The organism is Nostoc mirabile CHAB5784, from assembly GCF_020829645.1.
In the GTDB taxonomy this organism is placed as follows: domain Bacteria; phylum Cyanobacteriota; class Cyanobacteriia; order Cyanobacteriales; family Nostocaceae; genus Nostoc; species Nostoc mirabile.
Window position 1 is genome coordinate 1 of sequence record NZ_JAIVFS010000133.1, and the last position, 16,742, is coordinate 16,742.

19 protein-coding genes and 1 pseudogene are annotated in these 16,742 nt (G+C 41.7%); 8 read left to right on the forward strand and 12 right to left on the reverse strand.

The window, feature by feature from the left end:
• Positions 1 to 429: 429 nt before the first annotated feature.
• Positions 430 to 882 (reverse strand): Hsp20/alpha crystallin family protein, encoded by a 453-nt coding sequence (locus LC653_RS39340; protein WP_229500755.1) that lies wholly within the window; start codon positions 880 to 882, stop codon positions 430 to 432.
• Positions 883 to 1,387: 505 nt separating this feature from the next.
• Between LC653_RS39340 and LC653_RS39345 the strand changes: the two genes are divergently transcribed.
• Together LC653_RS39345 and LC653_RS39350 are read left to right on the forward strand one after the other, a co-directional pair.
• Positions 1,388 to 1,783: a hypothetical protein gene (locus LC653_RS39345; protein ID WP_229500756.1), complete on the forward strand. Its 396-nt coding sequence runs from the start codon at positions 1,388 to 1,390 to the stop codon at positions 1,781 to 1,783.
• A gap of 738 nt (positions 1,784 to 2,521) precedes the next feature.
• Entirely contained in the window at positions 2,522 to 3,250 is a 729-nt protein-coding gene (locus LC653_RS39350) for a hypothetical protein (RefSeq protein WP_229500757.1), read from the forward strand.
• A gap of 58 nt (positions 3,251 to 3,308) precedes the next feature.
• On the opposite strand, the gene LC653_RS39355 is transcribed toward LC653_RS39350, so the two are convergent.
• From LC653_RS39355 to surE, 4 genes and pseudogenes are all read right to left on the reverse strand, one after another.
• Positions 3,309 to 4,034 carry an MGMT family protein gene (locus tag LC653_RS39355; protein ID WP_229500758.1) on the reverse strand — a complete coding sequence of 242 codons (726 nt, stop codon included), beginning with the start codon at positions 4,032 to 4,034 and terminating at the stop codon, positions 3,309 to 3,311.
• 87 nt (positions 4,035 to 4,121) lie between these two features.
• Positions 4,122 to 4,448: pseudogene (locus tag LC653_RS39360) on the reverse strand (PAP/fibrillin family protein); the annotation flags it as partial.
• A gap of 87 nt (positions 4,449 to 4,535) precedes the next feature.
• Entirely contained in the window at positions 4,536 to 5,159 is a 624-nt protein-coding gene (locus tag LC653_RS39365) for a hypothetical protein (RefSeq protein WP_229500759.1), read from the reverse strand.
• Between the two features lie 583 nt (positions 5,160 to 5,742).
• Positions 5,743 to 6,423, reverse strand: a complete 681-nt coding sequence (gene surE / locus LC653_RS39370; RefSeq protein WP_229500760.1) for a 5'/3'-nucleotidase SurE — start codon at positions 6,421 to 6,423, stop codon at positions 5,743 to 5,745.
• A gap of 387 nt (positions 6,424 to 6,810) precedes the next feature.
• Between surE and psb32 the strand changes: the two genes are divergently transcribed.
• The gene (gene psb32, locus LC653_RS39375) at positions 6,811 to 7,548 is read left to right on the forward strand and encodes a photosystem II repair protein Psb32 (RefSeq protein ID WP_229500761.1); all 738 of its coding nucleotides are present in this window, start codon (positions 6,811 to 6,813) and stop codon (positions 7,546 to 7,548) included.
• Between the two features lie 70 nt (positions 7,549 to 7,618).
• Here psb32 and LC653_RS39380 read toward each other — a convergent pair whose 3' ends face one another.
• Entirely contained in the window at positions 7,619 to 8,002 is a 384-nt protein-coding gene (locus tag LC653_RS39380; RefSeq protein ID WP_229500762.1) for a DUF4346 domain-containing protein, read from the reverse strand.
• 152 nt (positions 8,003 to 8,154) lie between these two features.
• On the opposite strand from LC653_RS39380, the gene LC653_RS39385 reads away from it, so the two are divergent.
• From LC653_RS39385 to LC653_RS39395, 3 genes are read left to right on the forward strand one after another with little or no spacing between them, the layout of a single operon-like run.
• Positions 8,155 to 8,370, forward strand: a complete 216-nt coding sequence (locus tag LC653_RS39385; protein WP_229500763.1) for a hypothetical protein — start codon at positions 8,155 to 8,157, stop codon at positions 8,368 to 8,370.
• Between the two features lie 14 nt (positions 8,371 to 8,384).
• Positions 8,385 to 8,570, forward strand: a complete 186-nt coding sequence (locus LC653_RS39390) for a hypothetical protein (protein WP_229500764.1) — start codon at positions 8,385 to 8,387, stop codon at positions 8,568 to 8,570.
• Positions 8,530 to 8,817, forward strand: a complete 288-nt coding sequence (locus tag LC653_RS39395) for a tetratricopeptide repeat protein (protein ID WP_229500765.1) — start codon at positions 8,530 to 8,532, stop codon at positions 8,815 to 8,817. The genes LC653_RS39390 and LC653_RS39395 overlap by 41 nt, the downstream gene beginning before the upstream one ends.
• Before the next feature lie 135 nt (positions 8,818 to 8,952).
• Here LC653_RS39395 and LC653_RS39400 read toward each other — a convergent pair whose 3' ends face one another.
• Positions 8,953 to 10,134, reverse strand: coding sequence for a GNAT family N-acetyltransferase (locus LC653_RS39400; protein ID WP_229500766.1), 1,182 nt, complete (start codon positions 10,132 to 10,134; stop codon positions 8,953 to 8,955).
• Positions 10,135 to 10,277: 143 nt separating this feature from the next.
• Positions 10,278 to 11,033, reverse strand: a complete 756-nt coding sequence (locus tag LC653_RS39405) for a RibD family protein (protein WP_229500767.1) — start codon at positions 11,031 to 11,033, stop codon at positions 10,278 to 10,280.
• A gap of 296 nt (positions 11,034 to 11,329) precedes the next feature.
• Here LC653_RS39405 and LC653_RS39410 point away from each other — a divergent pair, with 296 nt between their 5' ends.
• Together LC653_RS39410 and LC653_RS39415 are read left to right on the forward strand one after the other, a co-directional pair.
• Positions 11,330 to 13,345 carry an ATP-binding protein gene (locus tag LC653_RS39410; RefSeq protein ID WP_229500768.1) on the forward strand — a complete coding sequence of 672 codons (2,016 nt, stop codon included), beginning with the start codon at positions 11,330 to 11,332 and terminating at the stop codon, positions 13,343 to 13,345.
• A gap of 10 nt (positions 13,346 to 13,355) precedes the next feature.
• Entirely contained in the window at positions 13,356 to 13,643 is a 288-nt protein-coding gene (locus LC653_RS39415) for a hypothetical protein (protein WP_229500769.1), read from the forward strand.
• Positions 13,644 to 13,684: 41 nt separating this feature from the next.
• Here LC653_RS39415 and LC653_RS39420 read toward each other — a convergent pair whose 3' ends face one another.
• The 4 genes from LC653_RS39420 to LC653_RS39435 form a co-directional block, all read right to left on the reverse strand.
• Positions 13,685 to 14,029, reverse strand: a complete 345-nt coding sequence (locus LC653_RS39420) for a class I SAM-dependent methyltransferase (RefSeq protein WP_229500770.1) — start codon at positions 14,027 to 14,029, stop codon at positions 13,685 to 13,687.
• A gap of 3 nt (positions 14,030 to 14,032) precedes the next feature.
• Positions 14,033 to 15,139: a Gfo/Idh/MocA family protein gene (locus tag LC653_RS39425; protein WP_229500771.1), complete on the reverse strand. Its 1,107-nt coding sequence runs from the start codon at positions 15,137 to 15,139 to the stop codon at positions 14,033 to 14,035.
• 110 nt (positions 15,140 to 15,249) lie between these two features.
• Entirely contained in the window at positions 15,250 to 15,969 is a 720-nt protein-coding gene (gene rnc / locus LC653_RS39430; RefSeq protein WP_229486968.1) for a ribonuclease III, read from the reverse strand.
• A gap of 121 nt (positions 15,970 to 16,090) precedes the next feature.
• A complete protein-coding gene (locus LC653_RS39435) occupies positions 16,091 to 16,273 on the reverse strand; it encodes a hypothetical protein (protein WP_099104126.1) in 183 nt (60 codons plus the stop codon).
• Between the last annotated feature and the right edge of the window lie 469 nt (positions 16,274 to 16,742).

The window sequence follows — 16,742 nt, forward strand, 5'->3', positions numbered from 1 at the left end:
CTGTTGTAAGGTTGCTGTCATGGTTTTATAAGTGCGGTTAGTTGTTTTATAATCAGGCTCGTTTGTCTTTGCCTGTGAATCTACTTTACAATGCTTTACAATTTTTAATCAAGTTTTATTACTTCAGGAAAGCTGATAGAACTTATTAGCTTTACTTATTGAAAGGTAAGGTAGACATAGCCCAGCACCCTTGGGTTCTGTTACCCACGCATACCATTACATATATAGTGAAATTCTTTTACAAACTTTAAAAGCAAAGGCGATGTCTACGACGGGCTGCGCCTACGCTCTTTAGTTCTCTTAAGATAATTCATGCACACAGGACTTACGCGTCTATCAATTGTTACAAAAAAGCTTGGTTACGCGAGTGACCAAGCTTTTAGCTATCTCAATCAATCAAGGGAGGTAGAGCCGTTTGATCACAACCCATTAGTTAGCAGGTTGTTCCAAATTAACCTTGACAAATTTGTTCTTTTCTTGCTCAGTTTTAGGCAGTGTCAGATTCAAGATTCCGTCTTTATAATCTGCCGTAACGTTAGTATTTTGAATCCGAGCAGATAGGGGAATTACGCGTTGAAATTTACCGTAATGAAACTCGCTTCTGGTAACGCCTTTCTCTTCAGTTTTAGTTTCAGACTTCCGCTCACCGCTTACGTAAACAGCGTTTTCTGTAACTTGCACATCCAGGTCTTTAGCTTCTATTCCTGGCAGTTCTAGCAACAGAAGAATAGCATTTTCAGTTTCTTGTATTTCAGCAGCAGGAACTTTGCTCAAGCCTCCGTCCAAGAATGCAGATGGTACTCTGGTGTCTTCAAATATATTATTGAGTTGACGTTGTAAAATGTCAATTTCTCTCCAAGGGTTCCAACGAACTAGTGTCATAACTCTTCCTCGCATAAATTAGCTTTTGTTTAATCAGCTTTGGACTTCAATTGGTGCTTACATATTTATATTATTTAGAGTTAAACCTACTGTGAATTCGGTTATTAACACCAAATAATTGATGATTACCGTCCCAAATTAGATATGAAAAAAGTTAGGGTTTACCCTAATTTTTCTGTTCGGTAAATCCGAATATAAAAATAGATTCAATCATATAGGTATAGTACAGAAATGCGATGCCTGGATTGGGCTACCCCTACAACTGAGTAACAGCGCTGCATAAATTTTTAGATTGCCTCAGTTAAATATATATCTGTTCAAGTTTGTCCTGAACTTTGCTGTCGATTCATATTTTTAGTTCTTGCGCTCAATTAGCTCACCCGAATGGGTGAGGAATAAACCAACCGCTCAGGTGATCTAAGTGCAGGAAGTTGAGACTGATAAAAAATAAGACTCTATTACTCAAGAACACTAATTGCACTTTACTCTAACTAAGGATAACCCTATGAAATTCTCCACCTTGATTGATTCTGTACTCATTGTTGCTTCTATTGCTTTATTACCTGGAATCGGTGGTGCTCAAATAGCTACTAACAATAGTGACAAATTTATAGCTATTAACTCTAACAATTTATTCACTGATTCTACGAACGTCAGCTACCTCAAACCCTTTGATGCTGCATTTCTAGCTTATCAAGGTAATCTGAAAGCACAGGGTATTCCTAGTGGTAGTGCTTTGGTTTTTCAATACCAAACAGGAAGCCTGACTGCACTAGATGTGGTTAAGGCTGCTGTCAACGCTAAAAAGTTACCAGCACAAGCTTTGAATGATACAGGTTATTTAAATGCCGTGGGGTGGCAGCTGACATCATTCAGCAACACTAATAATTTATCTTACTAAGTACAGCGTTGCAGAGGTTCGTAACGGATTTATAAAATGCTTTACTCTCATCTCGTTGCTTTGATAAGAAAATACTTCACAAACAAGGAAAAGCTGCCGTCTTCCCCTAATCACCATCCCATTACCAAAAATTACTTTAACCCCTTCAACCTTGGAGGGGTTTTTAGTTGGTACTACGCTTGCTGCTTGCTCTAGCGTCGCACCTTTTGATATTTAACGCGATCGCCCCATACACAGTAGCTTCGCGCAGTACATTTGAAGCCTAGCGTTTACTTCTGGAATGCTTGTATAGCAATAGTTTTATCACGAACCATTAGATTACCCTGTGCGTAGGCGTAGCCCGTTGAAAACATCGCTTCCACAGTCGCATACCATGTCACACGCCTGGAAAAAATGGTCGGGTAATAAATTATTTACTGTTCTATCAAATTAACGTTGTTAAGTTACTCAGCAGGTGTAGTTTTCACCTCCAGGCTGTGTTATAGGAATCATATTTGATTTCTGAAAAAATCTCGGTAGTCTTGTAATGGACTGTCTAGGCTTTAATGATTGCAAAAAAATTGTAGGTTGGGTGGAGGCTTTGCGTAACCCAACATCCTGATATATGTTGGGTTGCGCTCCGCTCCACCCAACCTACGTCTAATGCACTATTTTGCGTAGACAGTCCACTACGTGCATTTCAAAAATCAAATACTAGTCCTATAGATATTGTGACGCGATAACAGGAGTATAGATACGTTGCTAAAGCTTTCTCCAGAATCTCCTCTATTTATTGTATTAATTATTATTAGTTTTCTAGTAGTAACTTTGTCAACTTGGTTATCATCTAAACCATTCGTTTTAAAACCATTTGGGCTTAATGATATTATCCAGCTACTTACCTTACAATTATTTATTTCTTTGCTATTAGAGCGTTCTTTAGAAGTTTTTATAACTACTTGGCGGGGCCCATTCGTTGAACAATTAGATATTAGTATTCAGCAAAAAAAGGCTCTACTGTCGGAAAAGATAAGACTTATGGAAGTACAACAGAACCAATTCTCTTCTTTAGAATCTAATCAAATCAGTGGACTCCCACCTGAAGGAATGAGTTTAGAGCAGCAAATCATCCAAAACTTTACACAAAACCAACAAGAACCGTTAAAAATATTCAACCCACAAATTGATGATATAAATGAAAAAGAGCGCCAAAAAACAGCATATAAATCTGATACACGAATAATTGCTCTATGGACATCCCTTTTATTCGGTCTTTTAATGAGTGCAATAGGTATTCGTTCAATCGAGCCACTTGTAGTTATTGATTTAGATAATCCAATACAAGTAGTTATTTTCCGTTGTTTAGATGCATTGCTGACAGGAGGTTTAATTGCAGGAGGTAGCGAGGGAATTCATAAGCTGATAAAAGTTTTTATCGACTTTATGGAAGCTACATCTAAACAAATAAAAAATCAGGGATCATCTTGATTAAATAAAACATTTTTTCTACCAAATATTGCAACTAGCATGAAAATTAAAGTAATCTCTATTCTAAATAGATAGTGTCATCTTCCCATAGATAATATTTAATATCTACAAAACCTTTGTTTAAATTGCTTAATAAATCTGCTTCCGATAAAACTCTAACTCCTTCATTTTCCAACTTATTTTTTTGTTGGTTCACATAATTTATTAAATGACCTTTAGAGTCTAATATTCTATGTACTGGATAATCCGCAGCCGAGGTTTTTTTCAGGTATGTAGGAATAGCTCTTAGATAGCTATTATCTACTCCCATACCTTTGATTATTTGTTGATATGTAACTATTTTCCCACTTGGGATTTTGATGATAAAATTTAGGAATCGTTGATATGGATTTTCAGATAATGCTAGAAATTTATTAGCTTGAACCTGAAAATTACTACCAACCTGGATTTTACCTGATTTAATAACTACTCCTAAAATTCCTCTTTTACCTTGGATGCTCTTTAATGATTCTACCAAGTGGACTATTCGTTTACACGGTTCGCAGTGAAAAGTTAGACGAATTGCCGCACCACTTTCAAAGTTTAGCAGAGAACCAGGGATAAAATTATCAAATTCTATACCTGTAACCACAATATTTTCTCGCAATTCTCCTGGTTTAATTGATAAGTCTAAAATATCTTCATACCTAACAATTAAAACTTGTCTAGGGCTTATAGGATCAGCATTAATATCTCCTTCTATACCATGACCTAGTTTTAAATTTAATGTTTTAAGCTCTACCATCGCAGAACCTGGTTTTACCTTGGTGAAAAGATGCGTTATTAAGAGAGCCATATTCATTGGGTGGCGCGATCAATTTTAAATAGAGGAGGTGACTTTAGCTAGATTGAAAAACAATTTATTTGCAACATCAATCACTTGATAAACTTTACCCAGCTTTAATCCTAATGGGAGAGAAACTAAAGTACGGATTTCTCTCGCAGTAGAGTATTGCAGTTGCCAAGCTCCTTCTAGCAACGACGTAGCGTAGAGAAGAGGATTGGGATTGAAACTCTCTAGTTCCGTCGTCAATTGTTCAATTTCTTCAGCTAAGGTTTTATCTAGCTGCAAATCAGTAATAGGAGAGCCATCGCTCTTGGTTTGAATCTTCTCAAACGTGGTTTGTAATTTTTCCTTAATTAAAAGTTGATTGTTCAATGGTTGAAGATTTTCCTTTACATATCCTATTGGTTTAATTCAACTCTTATGTGGGAAGTGCATAAAAGTTGAATTATCTAGATGAGATTAGTCAATGAGTTGTGGGGTAGGAATTTGCGTATCAATATCTGCTTGAGAGAAATTGGGGAGTAACCAACTGCTCTCACCCGCCTTGAATACTTTGGCAGGTTCAACATTTAATTCAATTGCACCAGTGAGTGGATTGGTTCTTGCAATAGACTGTGTACCATCCACAAACTTGACGGCGATTGCTTGGGCTAGTTGTTGTGGTTGAGCGTTCGGGCCTAGAACCACTTGAGAACCTGCGGGTAAGTAAATGCCATCGCAATCCCAATCATCATCTGTGATTGTTCCTGCGCCCAAAAAGTAGAGTTGGGTTGGAGATTTTTTTGGTTTATTGGCATAGACAGCCAACGTCTTTCCTGTTTCATTGCGGCACTGCGCGCGCTTTCTAGCTGTTTCTATGACATTTTTCTGAAGTTGCAATTGTGCCAGTCGCTGCTGGAATTGCTCAGGTGTATAACCAGCTTGCTCAGGTGTATCCTTTATAGTTAGAAGTTGATTGAGCGCCTGAGTTACCTCAGCATAGTCAGCCCCCTTAGTAAAATCCTTGCCCGCCCAAGAGGGTTGAGCAATTACCAGGTTTACCATCAACACCAGAGCGACAAGAACAATTTTGAGAAACTGCATATTTTTCTGCTTTTTTTGAAATTAGTGTTCAGTGCTACTGAAACTTTACCAGATTTCAAAACCGGAGAACCCCAAAGAGCCAAAGCTGTGCTTTGTCTCCCTGCCCCTAATCCCCAGAGGGGGCGCCGAGTTCCCCGCAAGCAGGAGGGGTTGGGGGTGGGGTTCTTTTATTTTGGTAGGACTTACGCAAAAGTACACGCCGTAGGGGCAATACCCTGCGGGAAGCCCTCCGGGTTCGGGGGTGACGCTCCTAACGTCGCTAACGCTGCGCTAACGCAAGACGCTCGTTGCGCTAAAGCGTCTCCCCTTGGGAGAAGACTCGCTAACGCTGCGCTAACGACCGGAACCGCCAGACGCTCGCGGACTCGCTAACGCTACGCTATCGCTTTTAGCGTCTCCCCTTGGGAGAAGACTGCGACCCCCTCACCGCTTTGCGTCTAGATGAATTGCCCCTACGTGAAAATAAGGGTTTCGGCTATTGTTTGCGTAAGTCCTGTTTGGGTAATTTGGCGGACATGATATAATTTTTAATTCGTAATAGCCTAAAAGCTGGTAACAGTTAACTAGTAACTGATAGCTGATGTCAAACTTTTAACTGAGTTACCGCGATATTGCCGGAAAAACATACATCTACATCGCTACCAGGAGTGCGATCGCGTTTGCCATATTCGCCTACATAATAAAAATTATCGCCTTCAATTCGATAGTTTACTGGCATTGGTCTGGTACAGGGTTGGCAAAACACCATATTAGGATCTGGTTCTCCTGGTTGCAGATGCGGCAAGTTCACATTCCAAAAGCTTCCTGGTTCTAGGGGACGCTGGAGTAAGTCCGCTAAAACTTCAACTGTGAATTTGGCGGCCAGATCCCAATCAAAATTCTGCCTGGCTTTGCGATATTGAGAAATGGCAATTCCAGGAATACCGTGCATTGCGGCTTCCCGCACCGCAGCCACTGTGCCAGAAATGTAGGCATCGACTCCCAAGTTGCCCCCAGCGTTGATACCTGAAACCACAAATTTGACATCTGCGGGAATTTGTGTTAATGCAATTCTCACACAATCGGCGGGAGTGCCTGCGATCGCATATTCAGTCTCAGAGCGTCGCTGGAGGTTGATGGCACGAGTGGTGGTAACTTGATGTCCACAGCCAGACTGATGATCAGCAGGAGCAGCGATAATAGCATTTTTGCCGTTTACAGCTTTGAGCAGCGCTCGAATACCAGGGGCATCAATGCCGTCGTCGTTAGTTAAAATTATGGTCATGTATATATATTATATTGATATAAATTTAGCTAAAATATCCAAAAAATGCAGATATCAACCCATCAATAGGTACAGCAGGAAAAGCTACTTGCAGATTTGAAAAAATATGCTTAATTCTGCCAAAAATATTGATCATACGATATCATTTTTAGATGGTTTGCAAATTCCGCCCTAAATTTTTGGGTTAATTCCCAAAATGGGCGGTATTTTTTGTCAATTTAATCCTTGCAACCGCCCTCAGAACAAGTTTGTGCAATCAAAAAATCCCGTAAAATATATATCTGCTGCCAGTAGCAGAAACTTGATACTGGAGAAAACCGGGAACTAGGTGATTTTTGCAGTAGTTCTGTAGTATTTTTGGTGCAAGTCTGTCTTAGGGATCACACGATGAAACAGCTCCTCAAACAAGTATTTAACAGTCAAAAACACCTCATCCGGCTAATTCTCCCTTTGGTGACGGTTATTTTAGCAACCTCGCTGTTTGCCACACCTGCTTTTGCCACAGGTGTGAATCAAATACCCAACCTCACAGCAGGGAATAACACCTGGGTTTTAGATCAAGGTGAAGTTATCAGCCGTCTGAATGAAGGTAAAATTAACAGCGCTTTCGAGGATTTGGCAAAGCAAACAGGTAAGGAAGTTAGAATTGTTACTGTTCGCCGCCTCGATTACGGTGAAACACCGGAAAGCTTCACCAAAGAACTGTTTGAAAAATGGTTTCCCACAAAAGAAGCCCAAGCTAATGAAACCTTATTGGTTATTGATACGGTTACTAATGGTACTGCCATTATTACAGGGGATCAAGTCAAGCCAATGCTTACTGACTCTATTGCCGAGAGTATAGCTACTGAAACAGTAAGTGTGCCATTACGCAATGGTAACAAATACAATCAGGCATTTCTAGATGCAAGCGATCGCCTTGTCGCTGTCCTCTCTGGCAAAACCGATCCAGGGCCACCCCAAATAAGTGACAATGTACAGGTAGAAGGAACCTTCAAGAAAGCAGGCGAAACTGACCAAGGTAACGCTACTGCTTGGGTAGTAGGATTGTTAATTGCCGCCACCGTTATCCCAATGGCGACTTACTATATCTATCAGATAAATCAGCCATCATCTGATGGGTAATGGGAGAATTCAGAGTGGAGTTAGGAGTTATGAATTTCTAACTCTTAACTTCTAACTCCTAACTTTTAACTTAATCTTGAACATACTCTTGCTCTATAACTAAAGCCACCTCAGCCCGAACAAATTCTCGACCCAAATAAGCTGCATGATTTAATTGAGTTATAGGAGAGGGCTGAGTTTCCTCAAAGATTTTCACGCAAAGTTCTTTAGCCGTCCTCCCACTAAAAACCGTCGTGTGAGTTCGTTCTACCTTATCTCGCGCCGGAATTACTTTTCCCGTTTCTGGATCGACAGCTAAACCACGCTCATCAATGACATTTGTAAAATGCTTGGCATATATTAACCCTGCATCTCGATCCAAGTAAATAATGAAATATCCACCGGGATCAAGATCAATATGACGCTGGGAAAGTTTATCATCAATTGCGGCTAAATTTTCAACTATTAAATCCATAAGTACTATAAAAAGGAAATTTCTTTCTTGAGGGTTTTTACACTCTATATCAAGTGTAATTCCTATCTTGCTTAGTCTTCTTGATATCTTTCAGATATTTTTGTGGTAAAAATCCTGCACGTGCTGCTGGTGAAAATCCAGCAATTGTTTTCATGACTACATTTGATGTACGTAAAATTAGTAGAAAAACAATTGCTGAAGCTACTAGCAGAGATATAGGAGTTTGGCATTCCATAGCCTGCGAAGTGGCTCCACTATCTGGTAATCTTCAGCTTGGCCAACCAGCATTAATAAATCCAGGTATTTATTTCAGGAATTTAAGATTCCCAAGAGGCTACGGTGGCCCAGGAACCCCTGGAAGAATTTAGGAGAATTTTAAACGATGTTGATATATTTTGTCAGAGACGAAGGTATTTCTCTAGAACAGCATAGAGGAGTAGAAACAATTGATGCGAATATTCTGTTTCTCCTTGTTCGATCATCTGTTGAACCAGTGGCCCAAGCGTTTAGCGCCTTAAAGCAGATGAATGTCTGGGTACACAATGTCTATGACCGGGCGCGAGTTTGATGTAAAAGGTCAGCATCAAGAGGCTCTTGTTGAATACACGCAAGCAATTAAGCTTGATCCTAATTACGTTGAGGCTTATTTTTATCGGGGTAATGCTCTAGCTTTAGAAGGGCAACCACAAAAGGGGATTGAGGATTTACAGAAAGCTGCTGCGATTTTAGAATCTAGAGGACAATTAGAATGGGCAGCGGCAATGCGCCAACAAGAAGAAATTATTCAAGAAGGCATTCAAGACGGTGAATTTTGACGAATGGTAGCAGAAATACCGTCTCGATCGCAACAGTTTAATTTCACAATTTTGAAAATAAGGAAAATTTGCATCTGTTTGCCGAGTAAAGCTTAATCATTCGGCAAACTTTGCTACGAAAGTAGTTCCTTTTCCTCAAGCATTTTTCTCACTAAATGGCAACTCTGCATTAATTGCCTCAATCTGCTGCTGTTCGAGTTGATTCACTTCCTTAATATAGGGACGTAAAATTTGTCCTAAACGATTATTGTAAAAGCGGTGCAAACTGTGATTGGGCATAGCAGGGAAACCGCGCCGTTTTTTGTGTCGCCCGCCCGCGCCCGGGTCAAAAATTTGAATGCCGTTAGCGATCGCCCACTCAATCGGCGCATAATAGCAAGCATCAAAATGTAAGCAATCTATTTCTTGAAAACTCCCCCAATAGCGTCCATAGAGTTTGTCACTTTTAAATAAACAAAAGGACATTCCTAAAGGATGAGAGTTATCTTGCTCGCTATATGCAGCAACAAACAAGACTCGATGGCGATAATCGGCGTGTAGCTGCTCAAAAAAGCGTTGTGTGAGATACTTGCTACCCCACCAGCCAAACTTATCACAGGTGTCAGCATAGAACTGGTACATCAAGGGAAATGCAGAGTAGGGAATTTCATCACCAGTTAGAGGTTGCAATCGTAAACCGGCTTTTTCCACAGCTTTGCGTTCCCGCTTGATATTGCGGCGCTGATTGGCGTTGAAAACTTTCAAGTAGTCATCAAAAGTTTTAAAACCAGCATTTTCCCAGACGTAGCTGTGGTGCAGCCAAGTTGTAAAACCATGCCGTTCCAGCATCGGACGCCATTGGGGATCAACATAGAGAAAATGACACCCAGAAATTCGATTTTTGGAGCAGAAAATGTCAATTTCATGCACCATCATCGCGGTGATTTCGTCTTCATCTTCTCCTGGGGCAATTAAAAACCGATAACCTTCGGCTGGGGTAAATGGTGTCATTCCCAGCAATTTTGGGTAATATTGGACTCCGATGCGATCGGCTAACTCTGCCCATTGGTGATCGAAAACAAATTCACCAGAACTATGTCCTTTAAGATAAAGTGGCGCAGCAGCAATCAGCGTTCTATCTCGCCACAATGTCAAGTGATTTGGCAACCAACCAGCTTTAGCCGTAGCACTATGGGAGGTTTCAAGATTGTTCAGCCACTCCCATTCTAAAAACGGCGTTTTGAGTAGCATTGCCAAAGCATTCCAGGCATTTTGGGGTACTTCAGCAATTTTGTTCGTCCAAACGACAGAATAGCGAGGCTTAAGTTGTTCCACCATCTTAGAAAGTAGGGAGTAGGGAGTGGGGAGTGGGGAGTGGGGGGAAGAGGAGCAGGGGGAGTAGGGGAGGCAGGAAAATTCCTCTCCTCTGCACCCTTTTCCCTGCTCCTCTGCTTCTTTTCAATGCCCAATCCCCAATAACTTTACTTAGCGTAATCTAAGAAAGCTGGTCGTTGCAGGCGATAGTGCAAAAACACTTCTTGCTCAACTGTATGAGCTTCTAGAAGTTGCAGCTTGGGAGCTATATCGGGTAAAAATCCTTTCCCATCTACGGGTGTGGGTGCAGTATTACCACCTAAAATCAACGGGCAGACAGTCAGCCATAATTCATCAATTAAATCTAATCCCAGCAAGGAAGCGATTAATTCACCTCCACCTAAAATCGCCAAGCGTGTTATATGTAGAGTGGCTAGATGCTTTAAAGCTGCGGAAATGTCTATTTCTCGCGTTGGTGTTTCAAAAACCAGAATTTGCTCAAATTCTGGAGGGCATTCCTGCGTTCTGGTTTCCAGAACTGAGGGAAGCGTTCTTAAACGCCCTTTCCATGAAACTGCTCCCGCTGTTGTTGTGAGTAGCCAGCGTCTTACTGATTGCTTAAAAAATTTAATTTCCGGATTGAGGTTTGCAGAGTGTGTACTCACTATATGAACTGGCTGCGGAGGCTTCCCTTCTTGCACCCGAAGTTGCACTAGAGCTGGATCTGATATAGTAAGTGTTGTGCCGTAGGCCCGGAGAGTGCCAGCACCGAATAAAACCGCATCAGAGGCAGCGATTTGTTTTTCTAAGTGTGCTTTATCCATCCTTGAGCCAAACCGAGCAGGCGATCGCCTAAAATCTGCTATTTTCCCATCTGCACTCATTGCTAAAACAACTGTAGTGTGAGGACGATGTTGCAACATTTAAATTTATTTGATAGTTTGAATATTTTCTTTGCTAGTGTGTAGATTCTCAAAAAAAATCCATGCCTGGAAGCTACTGTTTTACAACTTCACCACTCTATTTATATGCAACACAAACCCCTTTTACATCTAGCATATATGAGTTTTGGTATACCACGTTTCTTTTTGAATTATAGCAATTTGTTAACTTTAAACATTGAAAATAAAATTCTGATAATTTAATAAAATGTCTCATCTAGCTCATCTAATTACATATCTTTGCTGTTGTGGTTTGCAGATGCAAAGTGAGACACTCGATGACTAATCACCGCCAATCTTCCTTTCGTCGAATTTTAGTAACGAAAATACTGCTTCTGTTCGTTCCAGTTTTACTTATAGGCGAGATTGTTGCCTTGAATAAGGCACGTTCTAGCATATTGGGAACTGCACGTCAAAATTTAACACAAAGCGCTATCACTAAAGGTGAAAGAATTGGAGATGCGATCGCTATCTTAAGAACTACTTTACTGAGTGTAAGTAAAACGACGGTTATTCCGTCAGATTCGCCTATACAAGAGCAAGAAATTCTTACGCAGTTAAGGCAACAACTTCCAGCCAGTATTGAATGCATCCAATTAACGAATCTGCTAAAGCAGAAAATAATTGCTAGTAGCTGTGGGGATCAAGCAATTGGAGAATTGACGTTACCTTTATCAAGCGACGGAATTGATGTCAAAGCAATCTTTCCGCTAAAGGCAGGAACGACTGGAAAAAGAAACACACAAAATCAATTGCAAGTAGTGTTATCTGCACCAGTCTCCGATAGCCGAAAAAATTTGGTTTACAGCTTAAGTATTCAGTCTGCATTGTACCAACAAATCAAAAATCCGCCGGGATCGCTCACAGGCGCTATGGTGGTGATTGCTGAAGATGGCACAATTTTGGCACACCCATTCACAGACTGGGTGGGAACTAATATTAATCAGCATCCAAATTCTTCCAAACTCAAGAGCATAATTAAAAATGCAATTGCGGGGCAAAACAATTCGATAAACTTGTCTTTTACACAGGGGCACGAATTAATAGCTGGCTATACGGCTATTGCAAATCCACTCACCCAACAGCAGCAGCAAAAATGGATAGTCTTAGCTGTTACTAGTGTCGAAAATGCGCTTTTTGGTTTAGAAGAAATTAAACTAATTCTCATCGTTTTGACAGTTGGTTTAATTGGTGCAAGTTTGTTAGCATCTTTATATCTAGCTCCTTACTTGGCACGTCCTGTAGAAGAATTGCGCGACTACGCTCTCAATATTCACTCTCACCACGCCGCACAACCAGTTCCGCACAATTTTCAAATCCGGGAATTCAATCAACTGGCCCAAGCACTAGACCAAATGGTAGAACGGCTCAAAGCTGGGGCAGAAGAATTAGAAATAGCTTGGAAAGAAGCAAAAAGCGCTAACCAGATTAAAAGCCAGTTTTTGGCTACGACTTCCCATGAATTGAGAAACCCATTACATACTATTATTAACTGTATTCGCCTGGTTGAAGATGGCTTATGTGATAGCCGCGAAGAAGAAATGGAGTTTCTCAAACGTGCTGATGAAACAACGATTCATTTGCTAAGTATTATTAATGATTTACTCGACATTTCTAAAATCGAAGCAGGTAAGCTTTCTGTAGTCACCACACCTCTTGATCTCCGGCAAATATTGTTAGAGGTAATTAATTTACAATCAGTTAATGTTCAACAAAAAGGCTTGCAATTGAAATGCGAGTTAGAACCTCAAGCAATACCCATTAAGGCAGACGCAGCAAAACTGAAGCAAGTGCTGATTAATGTTATCGGCAACGCCACTAAGTTCACGGACACAGGAAGCATCACCATTGCTACAGAAATTCAACATAGTAATGGTAAATCTCAGGTGGTGGTAATAGTTAAAGATACAGGTATAGGAATTGATCCCACTCAACAGCACAAACTATTTCGCCCCTTTGTGATGGTGAATGGCACAACCAGCCGCCAGTTTGAAGGTACTGGACTAGGACTAGCAATTTCACGAAACTTAATCGAACTCATGGGAGGCAGCATTACTATTGAGAGCGCGGGACTTCATCAAGGTACGACGCTGAAAATTACCTTACCTTTGATTGATATCTCGCTATTACCTGTTCCCAAGAAAGAAGAAAATGTAGGGGATCTTGGATTTTCCTCTGTGAATGATGCGGCAAAAACCATAAACTGCGTAGGTTGGGTGGAGGAACGAAACCCAACATTTTCGCGGGTTTGTTGGGTAACACTTAAGTTCCACCCAACCTACGATTATCCTTAACCCAAGCGTATTGCCTCAACACGATGTTGAAGTACCTCAACACGATGTTGAAGTACCTCAACACGACTTTGAAGTACCTCAACACGACTTTGAAGTACCTCAACACGACTTTGAAGTACCTCAACACGACTTTGAAGTACCTCAAAACGACTTTGAAGTACCTCAAAACGACTTTGAAGTACCTCAAAACGACTTTGAAGTACCTCAACACGATGTTGAAGTACCTCAACACGACTTTCAAGTACTTCAACACGACTTCGAGGTATCTGTTGCTTATATAGCAATACGCTTGGCTTAACCCAACCTACAATTTTTCACAAAGCCAAGCGTATTGGTCGCTCAACCTGACTTTTCACGGGATGTGGAAAAGGGGATAGACTTTTGCAAGAGGTCTAATGATCCTTGAGGGCATCGCACTTTGGCAATAGCCACCATATTCTCTGCATAGTCCAATCCTGTTACTATGGCCTCCCGCTTTAGTGCTGCGGCACTCAGCCACCCAGTCCCGCAAGCGACATCCAGCAATCTCAAACCACACTTTGCTCCTACGGCATCCAATATGGCTTCATTCACCTGAGAAGTTACAGCAGCGAGCGCTTGATCATATTTTTGGGCCACAATAGAGAATCTCTCACGCTCAAACTGCTTGAATGCATCGTAAACAATGGTCGGGTCATCTGTCATTTGTTACTTTTGCTCCAAATCATTCAGAAAAACAGGTTGGCCGCCTTGCTTAAAAGATACTGTTAAAGCAGCAAGAATTTCTACTAACTCAGCGCCTACCCAGCCAGACGAAACCTCTGAGGGAGTATTGTTGAGAACAGAGACAACAAAGCAGGAGCAAACTCGCCCCAATGGTTCCCCTGGCTCTAATTCCAGCACCACCTGCTTTTGATTCACAGGAATAAATTGATTCCCCTGCTGTTCAAACTCACCATGTAGTAGGGTGAGAGGTGATGATTGCGACATTTCATCAAAAATCAAACTACCAAGGCTGCCCACAATCCCCAGCCGTCGCTGCTTATCAGGATTCAGCCAGCACAAGTGAATATAAGCTTCAAAGTTATCTGGGTATGTCAGTGTTAGCCATACTAAGTCAGCCAAACCTTGAGATGGGGAGTGGGAAGAGACGCGATTAATCGCGTCTGTACTGGGGAGTGGTGAGTGGGTCAGTTCCCTACTCCCCTCCCCCTGTAGCCACACCGTACCCGTTGCCTGTACTTTCACAGGGGTCTGTCCCAGCCAAGCGTTAAAGATAGCAATATCGTGAATAGCTAAGTCCCACAGTGCATCAACATCTTGCCGGACAGGCCCCAAATGGGTGCGCGTCGCGTAGCCATAGCGTAAATCACCTAATTTACCTGTCTGTACTACAGTTTTCCCTCGCTCAACTGCTGGGTGAAATAAATAAGTATGGTCAACCATCAGTATTAAATGATGCCGCTGTGCAAAATGGCAAAGTTCCCGACATTCTGCTGGGTTGAGAGTTAGGGGTTTTTCAGCTAAAACATGGTATCCCTGTTGGAGAGCATCTTTAATTAAAGCATAGTGGGTGGTAGCTGGAGTTGCGATCGCCACCCCTGTCAACCCTGGAACTTTCTTTAGATCCTCCCACTGGGTTGTTAATACTACACAATCGTCTAAATCAAACTGCTGTTTTATCGCCGTTAATCGTTCTGGATGGGGGTCTACTACAGCAACTACATCTACTTGGGGATGTGCTAAGAAATTCCGCAGCAAATGCACTCCCCAACGCCCAACTCCGATGACAGCAATTTTAATTTGGTTTGTCATTAGTTATTAGTCATTAGTCATTAGTCATTAGTCATTAGTATGCAAGGGACTTGGGACAAATGACCACTGACAACCAACTGAGTTATCAGTTTATCAGTACTATTTTTGGTTTAGGGTATTTGCGGGTTAGGAATTGCTAAAAAGGCTACTTTAGCTGCGGCTTGTTCAGCAGTTTTGATCGAGCGCCCCTTACCAACTCCTAGCTTGTTTCCGTGCAACCACACTTCAGCTACGAAACGTTCTTGATTGCGGTGCGGTTGAGTGACTTCCACAACCCGATACTCTGGTAAAACTTTAAATTGTGCCTGAGTCCATTCTTGGAGAGCAGCTTTGTAATTAAGTCTGGCAGGATCGAGGCGAATTTCTGTCGTTAGCTCTTGGAAGTGGGGATCTAGCCAAGAGCGGATCAGTTCCAGATTTTGAGTACTTAGGTAAAGCGCACCCAGAACTGCTTCAAAAGCATCTGCCAGTCGTGACTCTTGACCAACTTTATCGGCGGTAGCACTACCAGCGACTAGTAAGTATAACTCTAAACCATAAACTCTGGCCAATTGGGCGAGGATGCGATCGCTCACCAACACCGAACGAATTGCCGCAAAATCCCCTACTGGACAATCAGGATAATTTTCCCATAACACAACAGCCGACACCAGGCGCACCACTGCATCGCCAACAAACTCTAGTTGTTCATAATTTGCCGAATCAGAGACAGTAGGATGAGTTAGCGCTAAATCCAGCAATTCCCACTTTATAGGTGCTTCTAGCGACAAACCTAATTTTTGGACTAAACTTTCGAGTTGCCGTTGACGGCGTGGATAGGCAAGGGGCATTACATGACAAGGGGAAGGGGGAAGGGGGCAGGGGAGCAGGGGGAAGGGGGCAGGGGGAGGCAACTAGCTATCTATTCTTATATCTTTAAAGTTCTTGGACTATTACTTTAACAACTTTTCGCTACTTCTCTCTATCTAGCTTCTCTTGAATAGCTTGACGGCAAAACTCAGGAGGGTCGTCTTTAGCTTTTACCTCTTCCTTCATTTCCTTGGTGACACGCAAATGTAGATATTCAGTTAGTGGTCGCTCTCTATCTGTAGTGAATGGCTTTAAGTTATCTGGATTACCTTTATTTTTAGACATTGTATAGAAATACAAATAAACTTATTTTCCACATGTATATCAGTGGATAATGTTAAATCGGTGGGCATCTTAGCCTGAGAAACTTGTTGCCCACCGATTCCCACTTTTACAAGAGGTAACTCTATTTTATGTTCACACGCACAGAATTAGAAGTTGTGCGATTCGTTGCTTAGTGAATCTCGGCATCCAGTCCGTAAATAACTAAGCCAACCTCAACTCAATCATGGGGAACAGGTTGAACTCTCGGTCAGATGCAGGTGCAAGTCCTGCCAATCAGACTCAGATTTGACTCCTTACCTGCCCACACTGACTAGACTCGGTTTCTGGAGGGTGAAGCTGGGGACAGGGCGCGTGCGATTCGTTCTAACCCTAAATGGCTATGAGCCTATTAAGGTTAGGTCTTAGGTTTCCTAAGATAACTCTCATTCGATGTCAGTGAGGCGTTGATTGCCAAGTCTGACCCACCAAA

What these genes read in the sequence shown, in the direction of transcription:
- LC653_RS39340 (WP_229500755.1), bottom strand. Translation starts at nt 882, where the DNA reads ATGACACTAGTTCGTTGGAACCCTTGGAGAGAAATTGACATTTTACAA.
- LC653_RS39345 (WP_229500756.1), top strand. Translation starts at nt 1,388, where the DNA reads ATGAAATTCTCCACCTTGATTGATTCTGTACTCATTGTTGCTTCTATT.
- LC653_RS39355 (WP_229500758.1), bottom strand. Translation starts at nt 4,034, where the DNA reads ATGGTAGAGCTTAAAACATTAAATTTAAAACTAGGTCATGGTATAGAA.
- LC653_RS39365 (WP_229500759.1), bottom strand. Translation starts at nt 5,159, where the DNA reads ATGCAGTTTCTCAAAATTGTTCTTGTCGCTCTGGTGTTGATGGTAAAC.
- surE (WP_229500760.1), bottom strand. Translation starts at nt 6,423, where the DNA reads ATGACCATAATTTTAACTAACGACGACGGCATTGATGCCCCTGGTATT.
- psb32 (WP_229500761.1), top strand. Translation starts at nt 6,811, where the DNA reads ATGAAACAGCTCCTCAAACAAGTATTTAACAGTCAAAAACACCTCATC.
- LC653_RS39380 (WP_229500762.1), bottom strand. Translation starts at nt 8,002, where the DNA reads ATGGATTTAATAGTTGAAAATTTAGCCGCAATTGATGATAAACTTTCC.
- LC653_RS39385 (WP_229500763.1), top strand. Translation starts at nt 8,155, where the DNA reads ATGACTACATTTGATGTACGTAAAATTAGTAGAAAAACAATTGCTGAA.
- LC653_RS39390 (WP_229500764.1), top strand. Translation starts at nt 8,385, where the DNA reads ATGTTGATATATTTTGTCAGAGACGAAGGTATTTCTCTAGAACAGCAT.
- LC653_RS39395 (WP_229500765.1), top strand. Translation starts at nt 8,530, where the DNA reads ATGTCTGGGTACACAATGTCTATGACCGGGCGCGAGTTTGATGTAAAA.
- LC653_RS39400 (WP_229500766.1), bottom strand. Translation starts at nt 10,134, where the DNA reads ATGGTGGAACAACTTAAGCCTCGCTATTCTGTCGTTTGGACGAACAAA.
- LC653_RS39405 (WP_229500767.1), bottom strand. Translation starts at nt 11,033, where the DNA reads ATGTTGCAACATCGTCCTCACACTACAGTTGTTTTAGCAATGAGTGCA.
- LC653_RS39410 (WP_229500768.1), top strand. Translation starts at nt 11,330, where the DNA reads ATGACTAATCACCGCCAATCTTCCTTTCGTCGAATTTTAGTAACGAAA.
- LC653_RS39420 (WP_229500770.1), bottom strand. Translation starts at nt 14,029, where the DNA reads ATGACAGATGACCCGACCATTGTTTACGATGCATTCAAGCAGTTTGAG.
- LC653_RS39425 (WP_229500771.1), bottom strand. Translation starts at nt 15,139, where the DNA reads ATGACAAACCAAATTAAAATTGCTGTCATCGGAGTTGGGCGTTGGGGA.
- rnc (WP_229486968.1), bottom strand. Translation starts at nt 15,969, where the DNA reads ATGCCCCTTGCCTATCCACGCCGTCAACGGCAACTCGAAAGTTTAGTC.
- LC653_RS39435 (WP_099104126.1), bottom strand. Translation starts at nt 16,273, where the DNA reads ATGTCTAAAAATAAAGGTAATCCAGATAACTTAAAGCCATTCACTACA.